Below are 16,163 nucleotides of genomic sequence, written 5' to 3' on the forward strand. Positions count from 1 at the left end.
ACAGGTGAGTTAATAACCAATAACCTGACTTGGGTTAGGGGATATTAACTCAGCTTCGTGCAGGGTTTACCCTCGCCACTGTTGCAGAAAGACGTCAATGGAGACTCTGAAATCCGGGCTGGACACGGCCTCGGCGGCCTTCGCCGAAAATGCGACGGCGCAGCGTGCGCTGGTGCAGGAGCTGCGCGGGCGGCTGGCGAAGGCCGCCGTCGGCGGACCGCTGGGTTCCCGCGAGCGGCACACCGCGCGCGGAAAGCTGCTGCCCCGGGAGCGGGTTCACCGGCTCCTGGATGAGGGCAGCCCGTTCCTGGAGGTGGCACCGCTGGCCGCCGAGGACATGTACGACGGCGAATGCCCCGGGGCGGGGCTGATTGCCGGCATCGGCCTGGTGCAGGGCCGGCAGGTGATGGTGCTGTCCAATGACGCCACGGTCAAGGGCGGAACCTACTATCCGATGACCGTCAAAAAACATCTGCGGGCACAGGAAATCGCCCTCGAGAACCGGCTGCCGTGTATTTACCTGGTGGACTCCGGCGGAGCTTTCCTGCCCCGGCAGGACGAGGTTTTTCCCGACCGGGAGCATTTCGGCCGGATTTTCTTCAATCAGGCGCAGATGTCCGCGCGGAAAATTCCGCAGATTGCCGCTGTCCTGGGTTCCTGCACCGCCGGCGGGGCCTATGTGCCGGCAATGAGCGATGAAACCGTGATTGTGCGCAACCAGGGGACGATCTTCCTGGGCGGCCCGCCGCTGGTGAAAGCCGCCATCGGGGAAATCGTGACTGCAGAGGAACTCGGCGGAGGAGACGTGCACTCCCGCACCAGCGGCGTCACCGACCATCTGGCCGAAAATGACGCCCACGCCCTGGAAATAGTGCGCAGCATCGTGGAGACCTTCCCGCAGCAGGGACCGGTGGCGGACACTGCCGAATCCCGGCCGCCCGCCGAGGACCCGGCCGAAATCTACGGCACCGTCCCCACCGATCTGCAGACGCCCTATGACGTCCGTGAACTGATCGCCCGCCTGGTGGACGCCAGCGAGTTCCACGAGTTCAAGAAGGAGTACGGCACCACCCTCGTCACCGGGTTCGCCCGGCTGCACGGCCACCGGATCGGCATTGTCGCCAACAACGGCGTGCTCTTCAGTGAATCCGCGCTCAAGGGAGCCCACTTCATCGAGCTGTGCGACCAGCGCGGCATCCCCCTGGTGTTCCTGCAGAACATCTCCGGGTTCATGGTCGGCCGCGATTACGAAGCCGGCGGAATCGCCAAGAACGGCGCCAAGATGGTGACCGCGGTGGCCACCTGCCGGGTGCCCAAGCTGACGGTGGTGGTGGGCGGATCCTTCGGCGCCGGCAACTACTCCATGTGCGGCCGGGCGTACTCGCCGCGCTTTATGTGGATGTGGCCGGCCGCCCGGATCTCCGTCATGGGCGGAGCCCAGGCTTCCTCGGTGCTGGCCACCGTCAAGCGGGACCAGCTGGAGGGCCGGGGCGAGGAATGGCCGGCGGAGGACGAGGAAGCCTTCAAGGCCCCGATCCGCGAAACCTACGAAACCCAGGGCAGCCCGTATTACTCCACGGCACGGCTGTGGGACGACGGCATCATCGACCCCCTCGACACACGCACCGTCCTGGGCCTGGCCCTGGATGTCTGCGCCAACGCACCCCTGCCGGAGACATCCTTCGGCCTGTTCCGGATGTGAGCGACCATGACCCCGCAGCCCTATAACGCCGCACCGCTTTTCGACACCGTCCTGGTCGCCAACCGCGGTGAAATCGCCTGCCGCGTGATCCGCACCCTGCGGACGCTGGGGATCCGCTCCGTGGCGGTCTACAGCGACGACGACGCCGACGCCCGCCACGTGCGAGAAGCGGACCTCGCGGTCCGGCTCGGACCGGCGCCCGCCAGGCAGAGTTACCTGTCCGTGGAGGCCGTGCTTGCGGCCTGCCGCAGCACCGGGGCGCAGGCCGTGCACCCCGGGTACGGTTTCCTGAGCGAAAACGCGGAGTTCGCCTCCGCCCTGGCGGACGCCGGGATCACGTTCATCGGCCCGTCCGTCCGTTCCCTCGAATTGATGGGGGACAAAATCCGGGCCAAGAACCATGTGCAGGCGCACGGCGTGCCGGTGGTTCCGGGCATCGCCGAACCGGGTCTGGACGATGCCCGGCTGCTGGCGGCCGCTGCCGACGTCGGCTATCCCCTCCTGATCAAGCCCTCCGCCGGCGGCGGCGGCAAAGGGATGCAGGCCGTGCTGAATCCCGGGGACCTGCCGGCGGCGCTGCAGACCGCACGGCGGGTGGCTGCCTCGGCCTTCGGGGATGACACCCTGTTCCTGGAACGGCTGGTTTCCTCGCCCCGGCACATCGAGGTGCAGATCCTCGCGGATACGCACGGGAACGTGGTCCACCTGGGGGAGCGGGAATGCTCGCTGCAGCGCCGGCACCAGAAGGTCATCGAGGAAGCCCCTTCCGTGCTGCTGGACGCCGCCACCCGGGAACGCATCGGCGAAGCGGCCTGCAGCGCCGCCCGCTCCGTGGACTACACCGGTGCGGGAACCGTGGAGTTCCTGGTCTCCGACGCCGCTCCGGACGAGTTCTTCTTTATGGAAATGAACACGCGCCTGCAGGTGGAACATCCGGTAACCGAGATGGTCACCGGCGTGGATCTGGTCGCGGAGCAGGTACGGATTGCCGCCGGGCATCCGCTGTCCCTCAAGCAGGAGGACGTCACCCTCACCGGGCACGCGGTGGAAGCCCGGATCTATGCGGAGGACCCGGAACGGGACTTCCTGCCGACGTCGGGCTCGGTGCAGTGGCTGCGGGAGCCCGAAGGCGAGGTCATCCGCGTGGATTCCTCCCTGCTGCCCGGGCTGGCCGTTTCCTCCAGCTATGACCCGATGCTGGCCAAGGTCATTGCGTGGGGACCGGACCGCGCCGCCGCGCTGGCACGCCTGGATTCAGCGCTCGCGGGCACCGCGGTGCTGGGCATCGGGACCAACGTGGAATACCTCCGGCTGCTGCTGGCCGATCCCGATGTCCGTGCCGGGAGGCTGGACACCACCCTGATCGAGCGGAGGCTGCCCGGCCTGAAGTTCCGCTCCGCGCAGGCGCCCGAGCTTGCCGCCGCGGCACTGCTGTACCTGCAGGGCCTGGCGGATCCGGACTCGGGTTCGCCCTGGCGGCGGGCGGACGGCTGGCGGATCGGTGGAAGCGGCGCGGGCGACGGTGTCGGAGCCGGTGCCGGGGCCGGCAATGCAGGAGGCGCCCCGCTGCAGCTGGTCTTCGCCGCCCCGGCACCCGGCGGCGACGACGTCGGCGTGGACGTGACGGGCACCGCGCAGCAGGCGACGGTACGGATCGGCGGGACCGTGCACACCGCGGGCCTGTTGGCCGGTACCGGTACTGCAGGCACTGTTGGCACTGCTGCCGGCGCCCGCGTGGGCGTTTCCCTGGACGGGGTGCTGCATACCTTTACGGCCGCCGTCGAACCGGAAACCGGCGCGTTCTGGCTGGCCGGAGGAACCGCGGGGGAGCTGTACACCGTGCGCCTGCGCCTGCGCAGCCGGCATGAACAGCTCGACCGGCAAGTGGCGGCGGCCGGACGTGTTGCCGGCGCAGCGGACCCCGTGGTGCGCTCGCCGATGCCCGGCACCGTGGTTGCCGTCGCCGTCGGCGACGGTGACCGGGTGATCGCCGGGGCGCCGCTGCTCAGCGTTGAAGCCATGAAGATGGAACACCAGCTGCGGGCGCCGGTGGACGGCATCGTTTCCCTCAGCCTCAAGCCCGGAGACCTGGTGAAAGCCGACCAGGTCCTGGCCACGGTTACGCCGGAACCGGAATCCGGCACCGAAAGCCGGACCGGCACCGACGCCGCAACAGACCCGCACAACGAACAAGGAGCAGACCATGCCTGACTTTGAACTCAGCGAGGAATACCAGGACCTCTCCGACACAGTGCGCGACTTTGCGGACGAAGTCATCGCCCCGGTGTCCGCCCAGCACGATGCGGAGCACAGCTTCCCGTACAAGGTCATCTCCCAGATGGGGGAGATGGGGCTGTTCGGGCTGCCCTTCCCGGAGGAGTACGGCGGCATGGGCGGGGACTACTTCGCCCTGGCCCTCGCACTGGAACAGATTGCCCGGGTGGACCAGTCCGTGGCCATCACCCTGGAAGCCGGGGTCTCGCTCGGTGCCATGCCGGTGTACCGGTTCGGCAATGAAGCGCAGAAGCAGCAGTGGCTGCCCCTGCTTGCCAGCGGCGAGGCGCTCGCAGGGTTCGGCCTCACCGAACGCGAGGCAGGCTCCGACGCCGGCGGGACCAAGACCACTGCCCGGCTCGAGGACGGGCAGTGGGTCATCAACGGCAGCAAGGAGTTCATCACCAACTCGGGCACCGACATCACCCGCCTGGTGACGGTCACCGCGGTAACGGATACCGTCACCGAACCGGACGGTTCCGTCCGGAAGCTCATTTCCACCATCCTCGTACCGACCGAAACCCCGGGCTTCACCGCCGAAAAGCCCTACAACAAGGTGGGCTGGAATGCTTCGGACACCCATCCGCTGACCCTGACCGACGTCCGGGTGCCCGAGGCAAACCTGCTGGGTGCACGGGGCCGGGGTTTCGCGAACTTCCTGCAGATCCTGGATGAGGGCCGCATCGCCATTGCGGCGCTTGCCACCGGTGCCGCCCAGGGGTGCGTGGATGAATCCCTGCGGTACGCCAAGGAACGCGAGGCCTTCGGGGCGGCCATCGGCACCTACCAGTCCATTTCCTTCAAGATCGCGCGCATGCAGGCCCGGGCCCACACGGCCCGGCTGGCCTACTACGATGCCGCTGCCCGCATGCTCGCCGGCCGGCCGTTCAAGACACAGGCAGCGATCGCCAAGATGGTGGCCGGAGAAGCCGCCATGGACAACGCCCGCGACGCCACCCAGATCTTCGGCGGGTACGGCTTCATCAACGAGTTCCCGGTGGCCCGGCATTACCGCGATTCCAAGATCCTGGAAATCGGCGAGGGCACTACTGAGGTGCAGTTGATGCTGATAGCCCGCAGTATGGGCCTGTGACACCCGACAGCGAGTGAGCCAACCGAGAAGGAACGGACATTGCCATGATCAACAAGGTGTACCCCGATGCAGCCTCGGCCGTCGCCGACATCCCGGACGGTGCTTCCCTGGCCGTGGGAGGCTTCGGCCTCTGCGGCATCCCCGTGGCGTTGATCGACGCCCTGCATGACGCCGGCACCACGGACCTGGAGACCGTGAGCAACAACTGCGGCGTGGATGACTGGGGGCTCGGCCGGCTGCTGGCGGACCACCGGATTCGGCGGACCACCAGTTCCTACGTGGGCGAGAACAAGGAATTTGCCCGCCAGTTCCTCTCCGGCGAGCTGGAAGTGGTCCTTACTCCGCAGGGCACCCTCGCCGAGAAGCTGCGCGCCGGGGGCGCCGGCATTCCGGCCTTCTACACGCCCGCCGGGGTAGGCACCCAGGTGTCCGAGGGCGGCCTGCCGCAGAAGTACGACGCCGAGGGCGGCGTGGCGCTGGCCTCCGATCCCAAGGAGGTCCGCAGCTTCGGCGGGGCGGACTATGTGCTGGAGGAGTCCCTCACCCCGGATTTCGCCCTGGTCCATGCCGCCAGGGGGGACCGGCACGGCAACCTGGTCTTCCACGCTGCGGCAATGAACTTCAATCCGCTCTGCGCCATGGCCGGACGGGTCACCATTGCCGAGGTGGAAGAGCTGGTGGAACCCGGAGAGCTGGACCCCGAACACATCCACGTTCCGGGGATCTTCGTGCAGCGCGTGGTCCTGGTGCCCGATACAGAGAAGCGCATTGAAAAGCGGACGGTCACGGCCGGCGCCGGCAGCACTAACGGAAGCAAGGAGTCCTGAGATGGCACTGTCCCGGCAGGAACTGGCGGCACGGGTAGCCCGCGAGCTGCGGAACGGCCAGTACGTGAACCTCGGCATCGGCATGCCCACGCTGATTCCCAACTACATCCCCGAGGGCGTGGAAGTGGTGCTGCATTCCGAGAACGGAATCCTCGGCGTCGGACCGTACCCCACCGAAGATCAGCTGGACCCGGACCTGATCAACGCCGGGAAGGAAACCGTCACCGTGAACCGCGGCGCGTCCTTCTTCGACTCCGGCGCCTCCTTCGGCATGGTGCGCGGCGGGCATGTGGACGTGGCGGTACTTGGCGCCATGGAGGTGGCGGCGAACGGTGACCTGGCCAACTGGATGGTGCCCGGGAAAATGGTCAAGGGCATGGGCGGGGCCATGGACCTGGTGTTCGGCGCCAAACGCGTCATTGTGATGATGGAGCATCTCGACCGGGCGGGACGCCCCAAGATCGTGCGCGAATGCTCCCTGCCGCTGACCGGAAGGGAATGCGTGGACCTGATCGTCACCGACCTGGCCGTGATCGAGGTAGGGGCAGCCGGGCTTGTCCTGCGAGAGACCGCCCCCGGTGTCAGCGTCGGGGAAGTCGTTGCGGCCACGGATGCTCCGCTGGAGGTCTCCCTTGACGTATGAGGAGCCCGACGCCGGCACCGAGGAGCTCGCAATGGCACCGCGGGTCATTGAACAGCGCGGCCTCTGGTTTGAGGAGTTCGAGCCGGGGACCATCTACCGGCACCGGCCCGGCCGCACCGTCACCGAGGCGGACAACGTCCTGTTCACCACCCTGACCATGAACACCCAGGGCCTGCACCTGGACGCCGCGTACAGTGCGGCGCAGCCGTTTGGACAGCGGCTGGTGAACTCCATGTTCACCCTGGCCACCATGGTGGGCCAGTCGGTGGCGCAGCTGACCCAGGGCACCCTGGTGGCGCAGCTGGGCCTGGGGGAGATCAGTTTTCCGCACCCGCTCTTCCACGGCGACACCCTCTCCACGGAAACCGGAGTGGCGGACAAGCGGCTCTCCTCCTCCCGGCCCGGCCAGGGCATCGTGACGCTGGCCCACACCGGCAGGAACCAGCACGGGGATGTCGTGGCGCGGTGTACCCGGACCGCCCTGATGTGGACGGCGGAGGGATACGCCGCGCAGGATCCGGGCATCGGGACGCGATAGGTTGGAGCGACACGCGCAACCGCAACACCGAGGAGTTCAGTCATGACCACCTTTCCCATGGGACCGGCACTGCTTTTCTGCCCCGGGGACCGGCCGGAACGCTTCGGCAAGGCAGCCGAACGGGCCGACGCCGTCATCCTGGACCTGGAGGACGCCGTCGCTTCGAGGGACAAGGAAGCCGCCCGGAAGAACCTCATCGCCGCGGACCTGGACCCCGAACGCACCATCGTCCGGGTCAATCCCCTCGGAACCGAGGACTTTGAGAGAGACCTGGCCGCGCTGCGGCAGACCCGGTACCGCACCGTGATGCTGGCCAAGACGGAGGACGGACCCGCCGTCGCCCGGGCGCTCGCAGGCTTCACCGTCGTCGCGCTGCTGGAAACGGCACTGGGAGTGGTCCGCGCCGCGGACATTGCCGCTGCGGAAAATGTAGCGGCCCTGATGTGGGGCGCGGAGGACCTGCTGGCTTCGCTCGGCGGGGAATCCAGCCGCCGCCAGGACGGCACGTACCGCAGCGTCGCCGTGCAGGCGCGCTCCACGGTGCTGCTCGCAGCCGGTGCCTTCGGCAAGGGAGCCATTGACTCCATCTACGGCAACATTCCGGACACCGAGGGGCTCGAGGAAGAAGCGCGCGACGCCGTCGCGTCCGGTTTTGCGGCCAAGGCCTGCATCCATCCCGCGCAGGTCGCTGCCGTGCGCTCCGCCTACGCACCGGATCCCGCAGATGTCACCTATGCCGAGCAGGTACTGGCCGAGGCCCGCAGCCACGGGGGAGTGTTTAACTTCCGCGGCCAGATGATCGACGGTCCGCTGCTGAAGCAGGCCGAGCAGACGCTGCGCCGCGCGCAGGGCTGACTTTCCGCTGCGTTTATTGCCGCCGGGGAATAGCCTGACCGTGGCGGCGGCTACTCTGTCACCATGCGCATAGTCATAGCGGGAGCCCACGGAAGAATCGCACGCGAACTCGGACGCCTGCTGGCGGCCGGCGGACACGATGTTGCGGGACTGATCCGCAACCCGGACCAGGCAGGGGATCTGGAGGCGGACGGCGTTGCCCCCGTGGTGCTGGACCTGGAGAACAGCACACTCGAGGATGTAGTCCAGGTGCTCACCGGTGCCGATGCGGCCGTTTTTGCCGCGGGCGCCGGGCCGGGAAGCGGCGCGGCGCGGAAGGACAGCGTGGACCGGGCAGCCGCCGTGCTGCTCGCGGACGCCGCCGAGCAGGCAGGAGCCGGCCGGTTCCTGCAGGTCTCCTCAGGCGGCCTGGACGCCGTCCGCGGCGGGTCGCGTCCGGAGTCCATGGACGAGGTGATGTACGCCTACCTGCTGGCAAAGCTCGCCGCTGAAGAAGACCTGATGGCACGGAGCCAGCTGGACTGGACCATCGTCCGCCCGGGCATCCTGACCGACGACGCACCCGTCGGCCTGGTGGAACTCGCTCCGGAGGTGGCGCGTGAAAGCGTCCCGCGCTCCGACGTCGCCGCCGTCCTGGCCGAGCTGCTGGAGACCGGCAGCGGCGTGCATCAGGCCCTGGGCCTGATCACCGGAACCACGCCCATCCCCGAGGCAGTGCAGGCACTGGCGGCGGCCGGCTAGTTCCGGATACTGGCTTCCCTGGGCCCCGGGGTCGTTCGTTCCGCCGGGCGCGCGGCAATGCCGAAGGTCACCGGGCTGCGCGATACTGGAGGCATGCAGCTTTCCGACTCGATTTCCTCCGACCACGACTACGTCCGTTCCCGCCGGCCCGGTTCGGACCACCTGCCGCGGCGGGTGGTCCTGCTCGGTTCCACCGGATCGATCGGGACGCAGGCCATCGACGTGGCCGACGGCGCACCGGATCGGTTCCGCATCGTGGCGCTGGCCGCCGGCGGATCAAACCCGGAGCTCCTGGCACAGCAGGCCGTGCACACGCGGGCCGAAGCAGTCGGCTGCGCCGCCGTCGACCTGCCCACCCTGCACCGGCATATCTCCGACGCCGCAGCCGCCGCCGGTATCACCGGATATACCCCTGAACTGTTTGTCGGAAAGTCAGCCGCCACCGCTATCGCCGCGTGGGCCGAAGCCGACGTGGTGCTCAACGGCATCACCGGGTCGATCGGACTGGAACCCACGCTGGCGGCCCTGGCTGCCGGGCACCTGCTGGCCCTGGCGAATAAGGAATCCCTGATTGTGGGCGGGGAACTGGTCAAGCGTGCCGCCGCTCCCGGGCAGTTGGTTCCGGTGGACTCCGAGCATTCCGCCCTTGCCCAGGCCCTGCGCTCGGGAACGCATGCCGAAGTGGACCGGCTCGTAGTGACGGCCTCCGGCGGCCCCTTCCGCGGCCGGAAGCGCTCCGAACTGGCGGATGTCACGCCCGAGCAGGCCCTGGCGCACCCGACCTGGAACATGGGCCGGGTCATCACCACCAATTCGGCCAGCATGGTCAACAAGGCGCTCGAAGTCATCGAGGCTCACCTGCTCTTCGACATCCCGCTGGACCGGATCGACGTCGTCGTCCATCCGCAGTCCATGGTGCATTCCATGGTCCAGTTTGTGGACGGCTCCACCATTGCCCAGGTGTCCCCGCCGGACATGCGCCTGCCGATTGCGCTGGGTATGGGCTGGCCGCACCGGGTGCCCGGCGCCGCACAGCCCTGCGACTGGACCCGGGCCACGGAATGGACCTTCGAACCCCTGGACGAGGAAGCCTTCCCCGCCGTCGCCCTGGCCAAGCGTGCCGCCGCTGCGGGCGGCACGAACATGGCCGTCTACAACGCCGCCAACGAGGAAGCCGTGGACGCGTTCCATGACGGGTTGATCGGTTTCACTGACATCGTTGATACGATCGCCGCCGTACTTGAAGAAGCCCCGGACTCGGGGCCGCTCACGCTTGAGTCGCTGCTGGCGGCCGAGGAGTGGGCACGTGCCGCTGCGCGGAAGCGTTGTGGAAGATGACAAGACCCGCAGTTGAACTGAAGGAAGCCCGTTGACCATTCTGCTTTTCATCCTTGGCGTGCTGTTCGTGGCGATTGGCATTGCTGCCTCGATCGCCCTGCACGAGGTAGGCCACCTCCTGCCGGCCAAGGCCTTCAAGGTGCGGGTTACCCAGTACATGATCGGCTTCGGACCCACCGTTTTCTCCCGGACGAAGGGGGAGACCGAATACGGGTTCAAGGCGCTGCCCCTGGGCGGCTACGTTTCCATGGTCGGGATGTTCCCGCCCAACAAGGAGCACGACGGCGAGGTGCGGCGTTCCAGCACCGGCATGTTCCAGCAGCTCGCCACCGAAGCGCGGCAGGCCGAGACCGACCGCCTGGTCGAGGGCGACGAGGACCGGGTCTTCTATAAGCTTCCCGTGTACAAGCGGATCATCATTATGCTCGGCGGGCCGTTCATGAACCTGCTGATCGGCGTCGTGCTCTTCGCCATCCTGCTGATGGGCTTCGGCACCGCCCAGACCACCACCACCCTTGCGGAGGTCAACAAATGCGTGATCACCGCCGAGCAGCAGGAAGCCACCGGCCAGACCGACTGCACGGAAGCCGATCCGGCCGCCCCCGCGCATGAAGCCGGGCTGCTTCCCGGGGACACCATCACGACGTTCGACGGCCGGGACGTTACGTCCTGGGAAGAGCTGACGGGCTGGATCCGCGAGGCAGCCGGCAAGACGGTTCCGCTTACCTACGAACGCGACGGCGTCGAGGCCTCCACCAGCATCACGCCGCTGCTCACCGAGCGCCCGGTGGTGGGCGACGACGGCGCGGCCAAGACCGACGACGACGGCAACTACCTCACGGAGGAAGTGGGCTTCATCGGAGTCGGCGCCGAGCAGGAGCTGGTGAACCAGCCGGCCAGCGCCGTGCTTCCGACGGTGGGGGACAACCTGGTCAATATCGCCGGCGTGGTGGTCAACCTTCCCCAGCGCCTGGTTGATGTTGCCCAGGCGGCGTTCTCCTCCGAACCCCGGGACCCGAACGGACCCATGAGCGTGGTGGGCGTAGGCCGCATCGCCGGCGAGATCTCCGCGGAGGAAGCCATTCCGCTGCAGGACCGGGTGGCTACGCTTATCGGGCTGGTTGCCAGCGTCAACCTGGCACTGTTCGTCTTCAACCTCATTCCGCTGCTGCCCCTGGACGGCGGGCACGTAGCCGGTGCCCTGTGGGAGGGACTGCGGCGCCGCGTGGCGAAGCTGTTCCACCGCCCGGACCCGGGCCCCTTCGACATGGCGAAACTGCTTCCGCTGACGTACGCGGTGGCGGTGCTGCTGATGGGGATGGGCGCGCTGCTGATCTACGCGGACATCGTGAAGCCGGTCAGCCTGTTCAATTAGCTTTGTCGTGTGCCGGGCTTCGTGGCTTCGGGGGTTCCGGGGTTCCGTGCGCCCGCTTCGGTGCCCGCTCCGGCACCCGGAACGGCGGCCGCTCCGGCGCCCGGAACGGCGGCAACGAAATCCCTTGCTCGCAGAGCTCGCCGGGATATTAAAGCCGCCTAACCCGGGCTCCTGCGCGGGTCCTGCTGCTCGGGTGTCCGCCTAACCCGGTGCCTCTGCGGGTCCTCCTGCTCGGGTGTCCGCCTAACCCGGGGTCTGCCGAGTGCTGTTCTTGCCTACCCGCCTTGTCCGGGGGATCTGTGCGGGGTGTGGCGGGGAATGGGGCCGAAATGGGAAGAATGGACCGGTTTGGGAAATCCCTGCGCTGCGCAGCATAGGAATTTTCCCAAACCGTACGCTTTTTCCCGAACCGGGCGGATTGGCGACCCCGTGCACGGGACACGGACGATCCGGAGCGAGGCCGGAGGTAGGTAGCGGCACTGCTGCCCGAACCACGAGCCGCAGAGCCCTACCCAGGCATTTCCCTGCGCCTTGTCCGGATCCCTGCGGTTTGTCCGGATCCCTGCGCCGCGCGGCACGGGGATTGTCACAAACCGCAGGGTTTTCCCCGAACCGCAGGGATTCGCGACCCGTGCACGGGACACGGACGATCCGGAGCGAGGCCGGAGGTAGGTAGCGGCACTGCTGCTCGAACCACGAGCCGCAGAGCCTTACCCCAGGCGTTTCCCTGTGCTTTGTCCGGATCCCTGCGCCGCGCGGCACGGGGATTGTCACAAACCGCAGGGTTTCCCCCGAACCGCGGGGATTAGCGACCCCGCGCCGGGGATCCCGGCCGGCCGGCCGGGCGCGGCGTACCCACGATGTAGGCCTCCGGGCCGGCACGGGCGGCCCGAGTGAGCACAGGGTCCCATCGCCTGGGACGGGTGAGCGCTTCTGGGGTCACATTCGCCACAGGAGCATCACCGGGTGGGATGCTGTGTGCGCGCACTACCCCCCCCCCGCGCGCACTGCCCCGCCCGCGCCCGGCGGCAGTTGCAAACCGAATTGAACCCATAAACGGTTGCGATATAACTTGCATACGTTTACGGTTGCAATATGTTCGTCCTCACAATAGACCAGCGCAACAGCCAGGGCAGCGGAGACAAGGTTCCCCAGCTGCTGGCTGCCCTGGCGGACCTGCCGATGCTGCTGGCCTTCGAACGGTCGGTGGGCGACGAGATCCAGGGTGTCTGCGAATCGGCGCTGACCGTTACCGACGCCGTGCTCCAGGTCCTGCGGGACGGGAACTGGTATGTGGGCGTCGGCGTCGGCGGGGTCCATGAGCCGCTGCCGTCCAGCCCCCGGGAGGCAGGGGGCCCGGCTTTCGTCGCCGCCCGGCAGGCAGTGGAACGGGCCAAAAAAAGCGGCGACCGGCCGCCCGTTGCGGTGGCGGGATCACCGGGCGCTCCCGACGCGGAAGCGGTCCTGGTTCTGTTGGGGCGGCTGATTGCGGAAAGGACGGACGCCGAATGGCGGATCCTGCAACACGTCGACCCCGGGAAATGGGGCTCCCAGACCGCGGCTGCCCGTAGGCTCGGCATCAGTTCCCAGGCGGTGAGCAAGGCGGTCCGGCGGGCCGGCTGGCAGGAGGAATGGGCGGCACGGCCGGCGGCGGCGGTATTGCTGGAGCGTGCGGACAACCTGGCGGCAGGACCGGATACAACCGAACGAAGGACGGATGGATGACTATTCTGTGGGTCGTGCTCGGGCTGCTGGCCGCCGGGCTGCTCGGCTGGCCGGTGACCTACGGCGTCCTGCGCCTGGCCCGCGCCGTCCAGGATCCGCCGCCGCCCCCCGGCCCGGACGTTGTCCTCCGCGGCGGGCTGGCCATCGGCGTGCTGGAACGCCTTGCAGTGGCCGCAGCGGTCCTTGCCGACGAACCGGTGGCGATTGCGTACGTCGTCGCCGTGAAGGGACTCGGCCGGTACGCCGAACTCAAGGAGACCCCCGCCGCGGCGGAACGCTTCATCATCGGCACGCTCGCCTCCATGCTGTGGGCGGTGGCAGTGGCCGTTCCCATCCGGCTGCTCCTCTTGTAGCCAAGGGACCTCTTGTAACCAGGGGCCCTCTAGTAACCAAGGCCGCCCGGACCGGCCCTTACTGCCGCAGCCCGGGCATCCCGTAGGCTTGGGGACATGAGTATTTTCGCAGTTGAGTATGTCTACGACGCCGATTCAGCCGGGCTCCGCGACGAGCACCGTCCCGCACACCGCCAGTGGCTGCAGCAGCTTGTGGATGAGGGGCATGTCCTGTCTGCCGGAGCTTTCGTGGACGGAGCCGGTGCGCTGCTCCTGTTTGTTGCAGAGGACGAAAGCGGACTGCTTGCCCTGCTGAAGCAGGATCCCTTTGCCGTTGTCGGCGCCATCTCCGGTATGAAGACCACTGCCTGGAAACCCGCTCTGGGAGCGTTCTCCGACCTCGCGTAACCCCTACGTTCTAAGCCCACAGTGATATTCACCCGCCCCCAGCAATCCCTGCCCGGGCCGGGGTGATAATAGGAAGGGCGCGTTTCATTAGCGCGCGCTTCACAGCCTAATACCTGCCGTTTCGGCACATGGAGGACGTTTTGACCTCGGTCAACCTTGGAATGCCTGCTGCACCGCCGCCCACGCTTGCGCCCCGTCGCAAGACCCGCCAGATCAAAGTGGGCTCCGTTGGAGTCGGCTCGGACTCGCCGATCAGCGTTCAGTCCATGACCACCACCCCCACCACGGACATCAACGCGACCCTGCAGCAGATCGCCGAACTGACGGCGTCCGGCTGCGACATTGTCCGCGTCGCCTGCCCCAGCGCCGATGACGCGGCCGCGCTGCCGATCATCGCGAAGAAATCGCAGATCCCCGTGATTGCCGACATCCACTTCCAGCCGAAGTATGTTTTCGCAGCGATCGACGCCGGCTGCGCAGCGGTGCGGGTGAACCCCGGAAACATCCGCAAGTTCGACGACCAGGTCAAGCAGATTGCCAACGCCGCCAAGGATGCCGGAGTGTCCATCCGCATCGGCGTCAACGCCGGTTCCCTGGACCCGCGACTGCTGGCCAAGTACGGCAAGGCAACGCCGGAGGCCCTGGTCGAATCCGCCGTCTGGGAAGCCTCCCTCTTCGAGGAACACGACTTCCACGACTTCAAGATCTCCGTAAAGCACAATGACCCGGTGGTTATGGTGCGCGCGTACGAGCTGCTGGCCGAACGCGGCGACTGGCCGCTGCACCTGGGCGTGACCGAAGCCGGCCCGGCCTTCCAGGGCACCATCAAGTCCGCTACGGCTTTCGGTGCACTGCTGTCCAAGGGCATCGGCGACACCATCCGCGTTTCCCTCTCCGCTCCTCCCGTGGAGGAGATCAAGGTGGGCAACCAGATCCTGCAGTCGCTGAACCTGCGGCCCCGCAAGCTTGAAATCGTTTCCTGCCCGTCCTGCGGACGCGCCCAGGTGGACGTCTACACGCTTGCCGAGCAGGTCACCGCAGGCCTGGAAGGCATGACCATTCCGCTGCGTGTTGCCGTGATGGGCTGCGTAGTAAACGGACCCGGCGAAGCGCGCGAGGCAGACCTGGGTGTAGCCTCCGGTAACGGCAAGGGCCAGATCTTTGTCAAGGGCGAAGTCATCAAGACCGTCCCCGAAGACCAGATCGTGGAAACCCTCATCGAAGAAGCAATGAGGATCGCAGAAGATATGGGAGAACCCGATGGCGAGGATGCTGGGACGGGTGGCCCCATGGTTACCGTCAGCTAAGTCCGACATCCGCAGCGCCGCCTCGAGTGCGGCGCTGCGGATCCTGCGCGACGAAGACACCGCTGCACTCTGGAACCTGGCTGCCGCTGATCCGGTGGCCAACATCTTTATGCTGTCCCACCTGGAGACGGCCCGGACGGCCGCCCCAACCTCGGCAGGGGGCCGGATTGTGGGAGTGTTCGACGGCGAAGAGCTGATCGGTGCCTGCTGGTCCGGGGTGAATGTGGTGCCCGTTGGCCTGGATGCCGACACCGGCCCGGAGGTCGGGCGGTTTCTTGCCCGGTCACGCAACCGGTTCTCGTCCATCTTCGGTCCCTCCGAAGCCGTGCTTTCCCTCTGGTCCGAACTTCGGAACGTTTCCCCGAAGCCCTTTGACGTCCGCCCCGAGCAGCCGCTGCTGCGGATTGCCGCCCCCTCCGCCGTCGCTCCGGCGCCGGGACTGCGTCCTGCGCGCCCCGACGAGCTCGATGTCCTGCTGCCGGCCTGCACCGCCATGTTCGAGGAAGAAGTGGGGTACTCGCCGGTCTCCAACGGAGACCGGCACTACCGGCAGCGGGTGCTGGGCCTGATTGAACGCGGCCAGTCGCTGGTGGACTTCGACGCCGCCGGCCGGGTGGTTTTCAAGGCTGAACTCGGTACGGTGTCCAGGCAGGCCGTGCAGGTGCAGGGAGTCTGGATGAATCCCGAATACCGCGGCCAGGGGTTGAGCCGGTCCTATATGTCCGCCGTCGTCGCCGCAGCGTTGGAAACCGCCCCGGTTGTGAGCCTGTACGTCAACTCGTACAACGCACCGGCGCGCTCCGCCTATGCCGCCGTAGGGTTCGACCAGGTGGGCACCTTCGCCACCATCCTGTTTTAGCCGGTCCCGCGCCGTTGCCCGGCCTGTTCGGGGCGGCGCCGTGTATGCCGTAGGCTCTGGGTCACGCACTCAGGCACGGGGGTGGCAGGAGTGGAATTTGCGGCAGTATGCCTGCCGCCCCTGTGCCGGCGTAAGGGAGCGGGCAG

General features: G+C 67.5%; 15 protein-coding genes. All 15 read left to right on the plus strand.

Going from position 1 to position 16,163, the window contains the following annotated elements; genetic code table 11:
* Positions 1-97 precede the first annotated feature (97 nt).
* The gene (locus tag LOC60_RS13945; protein ID WP_230026158.1) at positions 98-1,702 is read left to right on the plus strand and encodes a carboxyl transferase domain-containing protein; all 1,605 of its coding nucleotides are present in this window, start codon (positions 98-100) and stop codon (positions 1,700-1,702) included.
* Positions 1,703-1,708: 6 nt separating this feature from the next.
* The gene (locus LOC60_RS13950; protein ID WP_230026160.1) at positions 1,709-3,913 is read left to right on the plus strand and encodes an acetyl/propionyl/methylcrotonyl-CoA carboxylase subunit alpha; all 2,205 of its coding nucleotides are present in this window, start codon (positions 1,709-1,711) and stop codon (positions 3,911-3,913) included.
* Positions 3,906-5,069, plus strand: a complete 1,164-nt coding sequence (locus tag LOC60_RS13955; RefSeq protein WP_230026162.1) for an acyl-CoA dehydrogenase family protein — start codon at positions 3,906-3,908, stop codon at positions 5,067-5,069. The genes LOC60_RS13950 and LOC60_RS13955 overlap by 8 nt, the downstream gene beginning before the upstream one ends.
* Before the next feature lie 44 nt (positions 5,070-5,113).
* The gene (locus LOC60_RS13960; protein WP_230026165.1) at positions 5,114-5,896 is read left to right on the plus strand and encodes a CoA transferase subunit A; all 783 of its coding nucleotides are present in this window, start codon (positions 5,114-5,116) and stop codon (positions 5,894-5,896) included.
* A 1-nt stretch (position 5,897) separates the two neighbouring features.
* Entirely contained in the window at positions 5,898-6,539 is a 642-nt protein-coding gene (locus tag LOC60_RS13965; protein ID WP_230026167.1) for a CoA transferase subunit B, read from the plus strand.
* 31 nt (positions 6,540-6,570) lie between these two features.
* Positions 6,571-7,077 carry a MaoC family dehydratase gene (locus tag LOC60_RS13970; RefSeq protein WP_230026279.1) on the plus strand — a complete coding sequence of 169 codons (507 nt, stop codon included), beginning with the start codon at positions 6,571-6,573 and terminating at the stop codon, positions 7,075-7,077.
* Positions 7,078-7,119: 42 nt separating this feature from the next.
* Entirely contained in the window at positions 7,120-7,932 is an 813-nt protein-coding gene (locus tag LOC60_RS13975; protein WP_230026169.1) for an HpcH/HpaI aldolase/citrate lyase family protein, read from the plus strand.
* A 63-nt stretch (positions 7,933-7,995) separates the two neighbouring features.
* Entirely contained in the window at positions 7,996-8,673 is a 678-nt protein-coding gene (locus tag LOC60_RS13980; RefSeq protein ID WP_230026171.1) for an NAD(P)-binding oxidoreductase, read from the plus strand.
* A gap of 93 nt (positions 8,674-8,766) precedes the next feature.
* On the plus strand, positions 8,767-10,011 hold the full coding sequence (dxr, locus tag LOC60_RS13985) for a 1-deoxy-D-xylulose-5-phosphate reductoisomerase (protein WP_230026173.1): 1,245 nt from the start codon (positions 8,767-8,769) through the stop codon (positions 10,009-10,011).
* Positions 10,012-10,042: 31 nt separating this feature from the next.
* The gene (locus LOC60_RS13990) at positions 10,043-11,386 is read left to right on the plus strand and encodes a M50 family metallopeptidase (protein WP_230026175.1); all 1,344 of its coding nucleotides are present in this window, start codon (positions 10,043-10,045) and stop codon (positions 11,384-11,386) included.
* A 1,095-nt stretch (positions 11,387-12,481) separates the two neighbouring features.
* Positions 12,482-13,111 (plus strand): MarR family transcriptional regulator, encoded by a 630-nt coding sequence (locus LOC60_RS13995; protein ID WP_230026177.1) that lies wholly within the window; start codon positions 12,482-12,484, stop codon positions 13,109-13,111.
* Complete coding sequence (locus LOC60_RS14000; RefSeq protein ID WP_230026179.1) at positions 13,108-13,464, plus strand: hypothetical protein; 357 nt, start codon at positions 13,108-13,110, stop codon at positions 13,462-13,464. The genes LOC60_RS13995 and LOC60_RS14000 overlap by 4 nt, the downstream gene beginning before the upstream one ends.
* A gap of 96 nt (positions 13,465-13,560) precedes the next feature.
* Positions 13,561-13,851: a YciI family protein gene (locus LOC60_RS14005; protein WP_230026181.1), complete on the plus strand. Its 291-nt coding sequence runs from the start codon at positions 13,561-13,563 to the stop codon at positions 13,849-13,851.
* Between the two features lie 140 nt (positions 13,852-13,991).
* The gene (gene ispG, locus LOC60_RS14010; RefSeq protein ID WP_230026182.1) at positions 13,992-15,158 is read left to right on the plus strand and encodes a flavodoxin-dependent (E)-4-hydroxy-3-methylbut-2-enyl-diphosphate synthase; all 1,167 of its coding nucleotides are present in this window, start codon (positions 13,992-13,994) and stop codon (positions 15,156-15,158) included.
* Complete coding sequence (locus tag LOC60_RS14015) at positions 15,133-16,017, plus strand: GNAT family N-acetyltransferase (protein ID WP_331460828.1); 885 nt, start codon at positions 15,133-15,135, stop codon at positions 16,015-16,017. Before ispG ends, LOC60_RS14015 begins: the two co-directional genes overlap by 26 nt.
* The last annotated feature ends 146 nt before the right edge of the window (positions 16,018-16,163 follow it).

The organism is Arthrobacter sp. zg-Y769, assembly GCF_020907405.1.
In the GTDB taxonomy this organism is placed as follows: Bacteria; Actinomycetota; Actinomycetes; order Actinomycetales; family Micrococcaceae; genus Arthrobacter_B.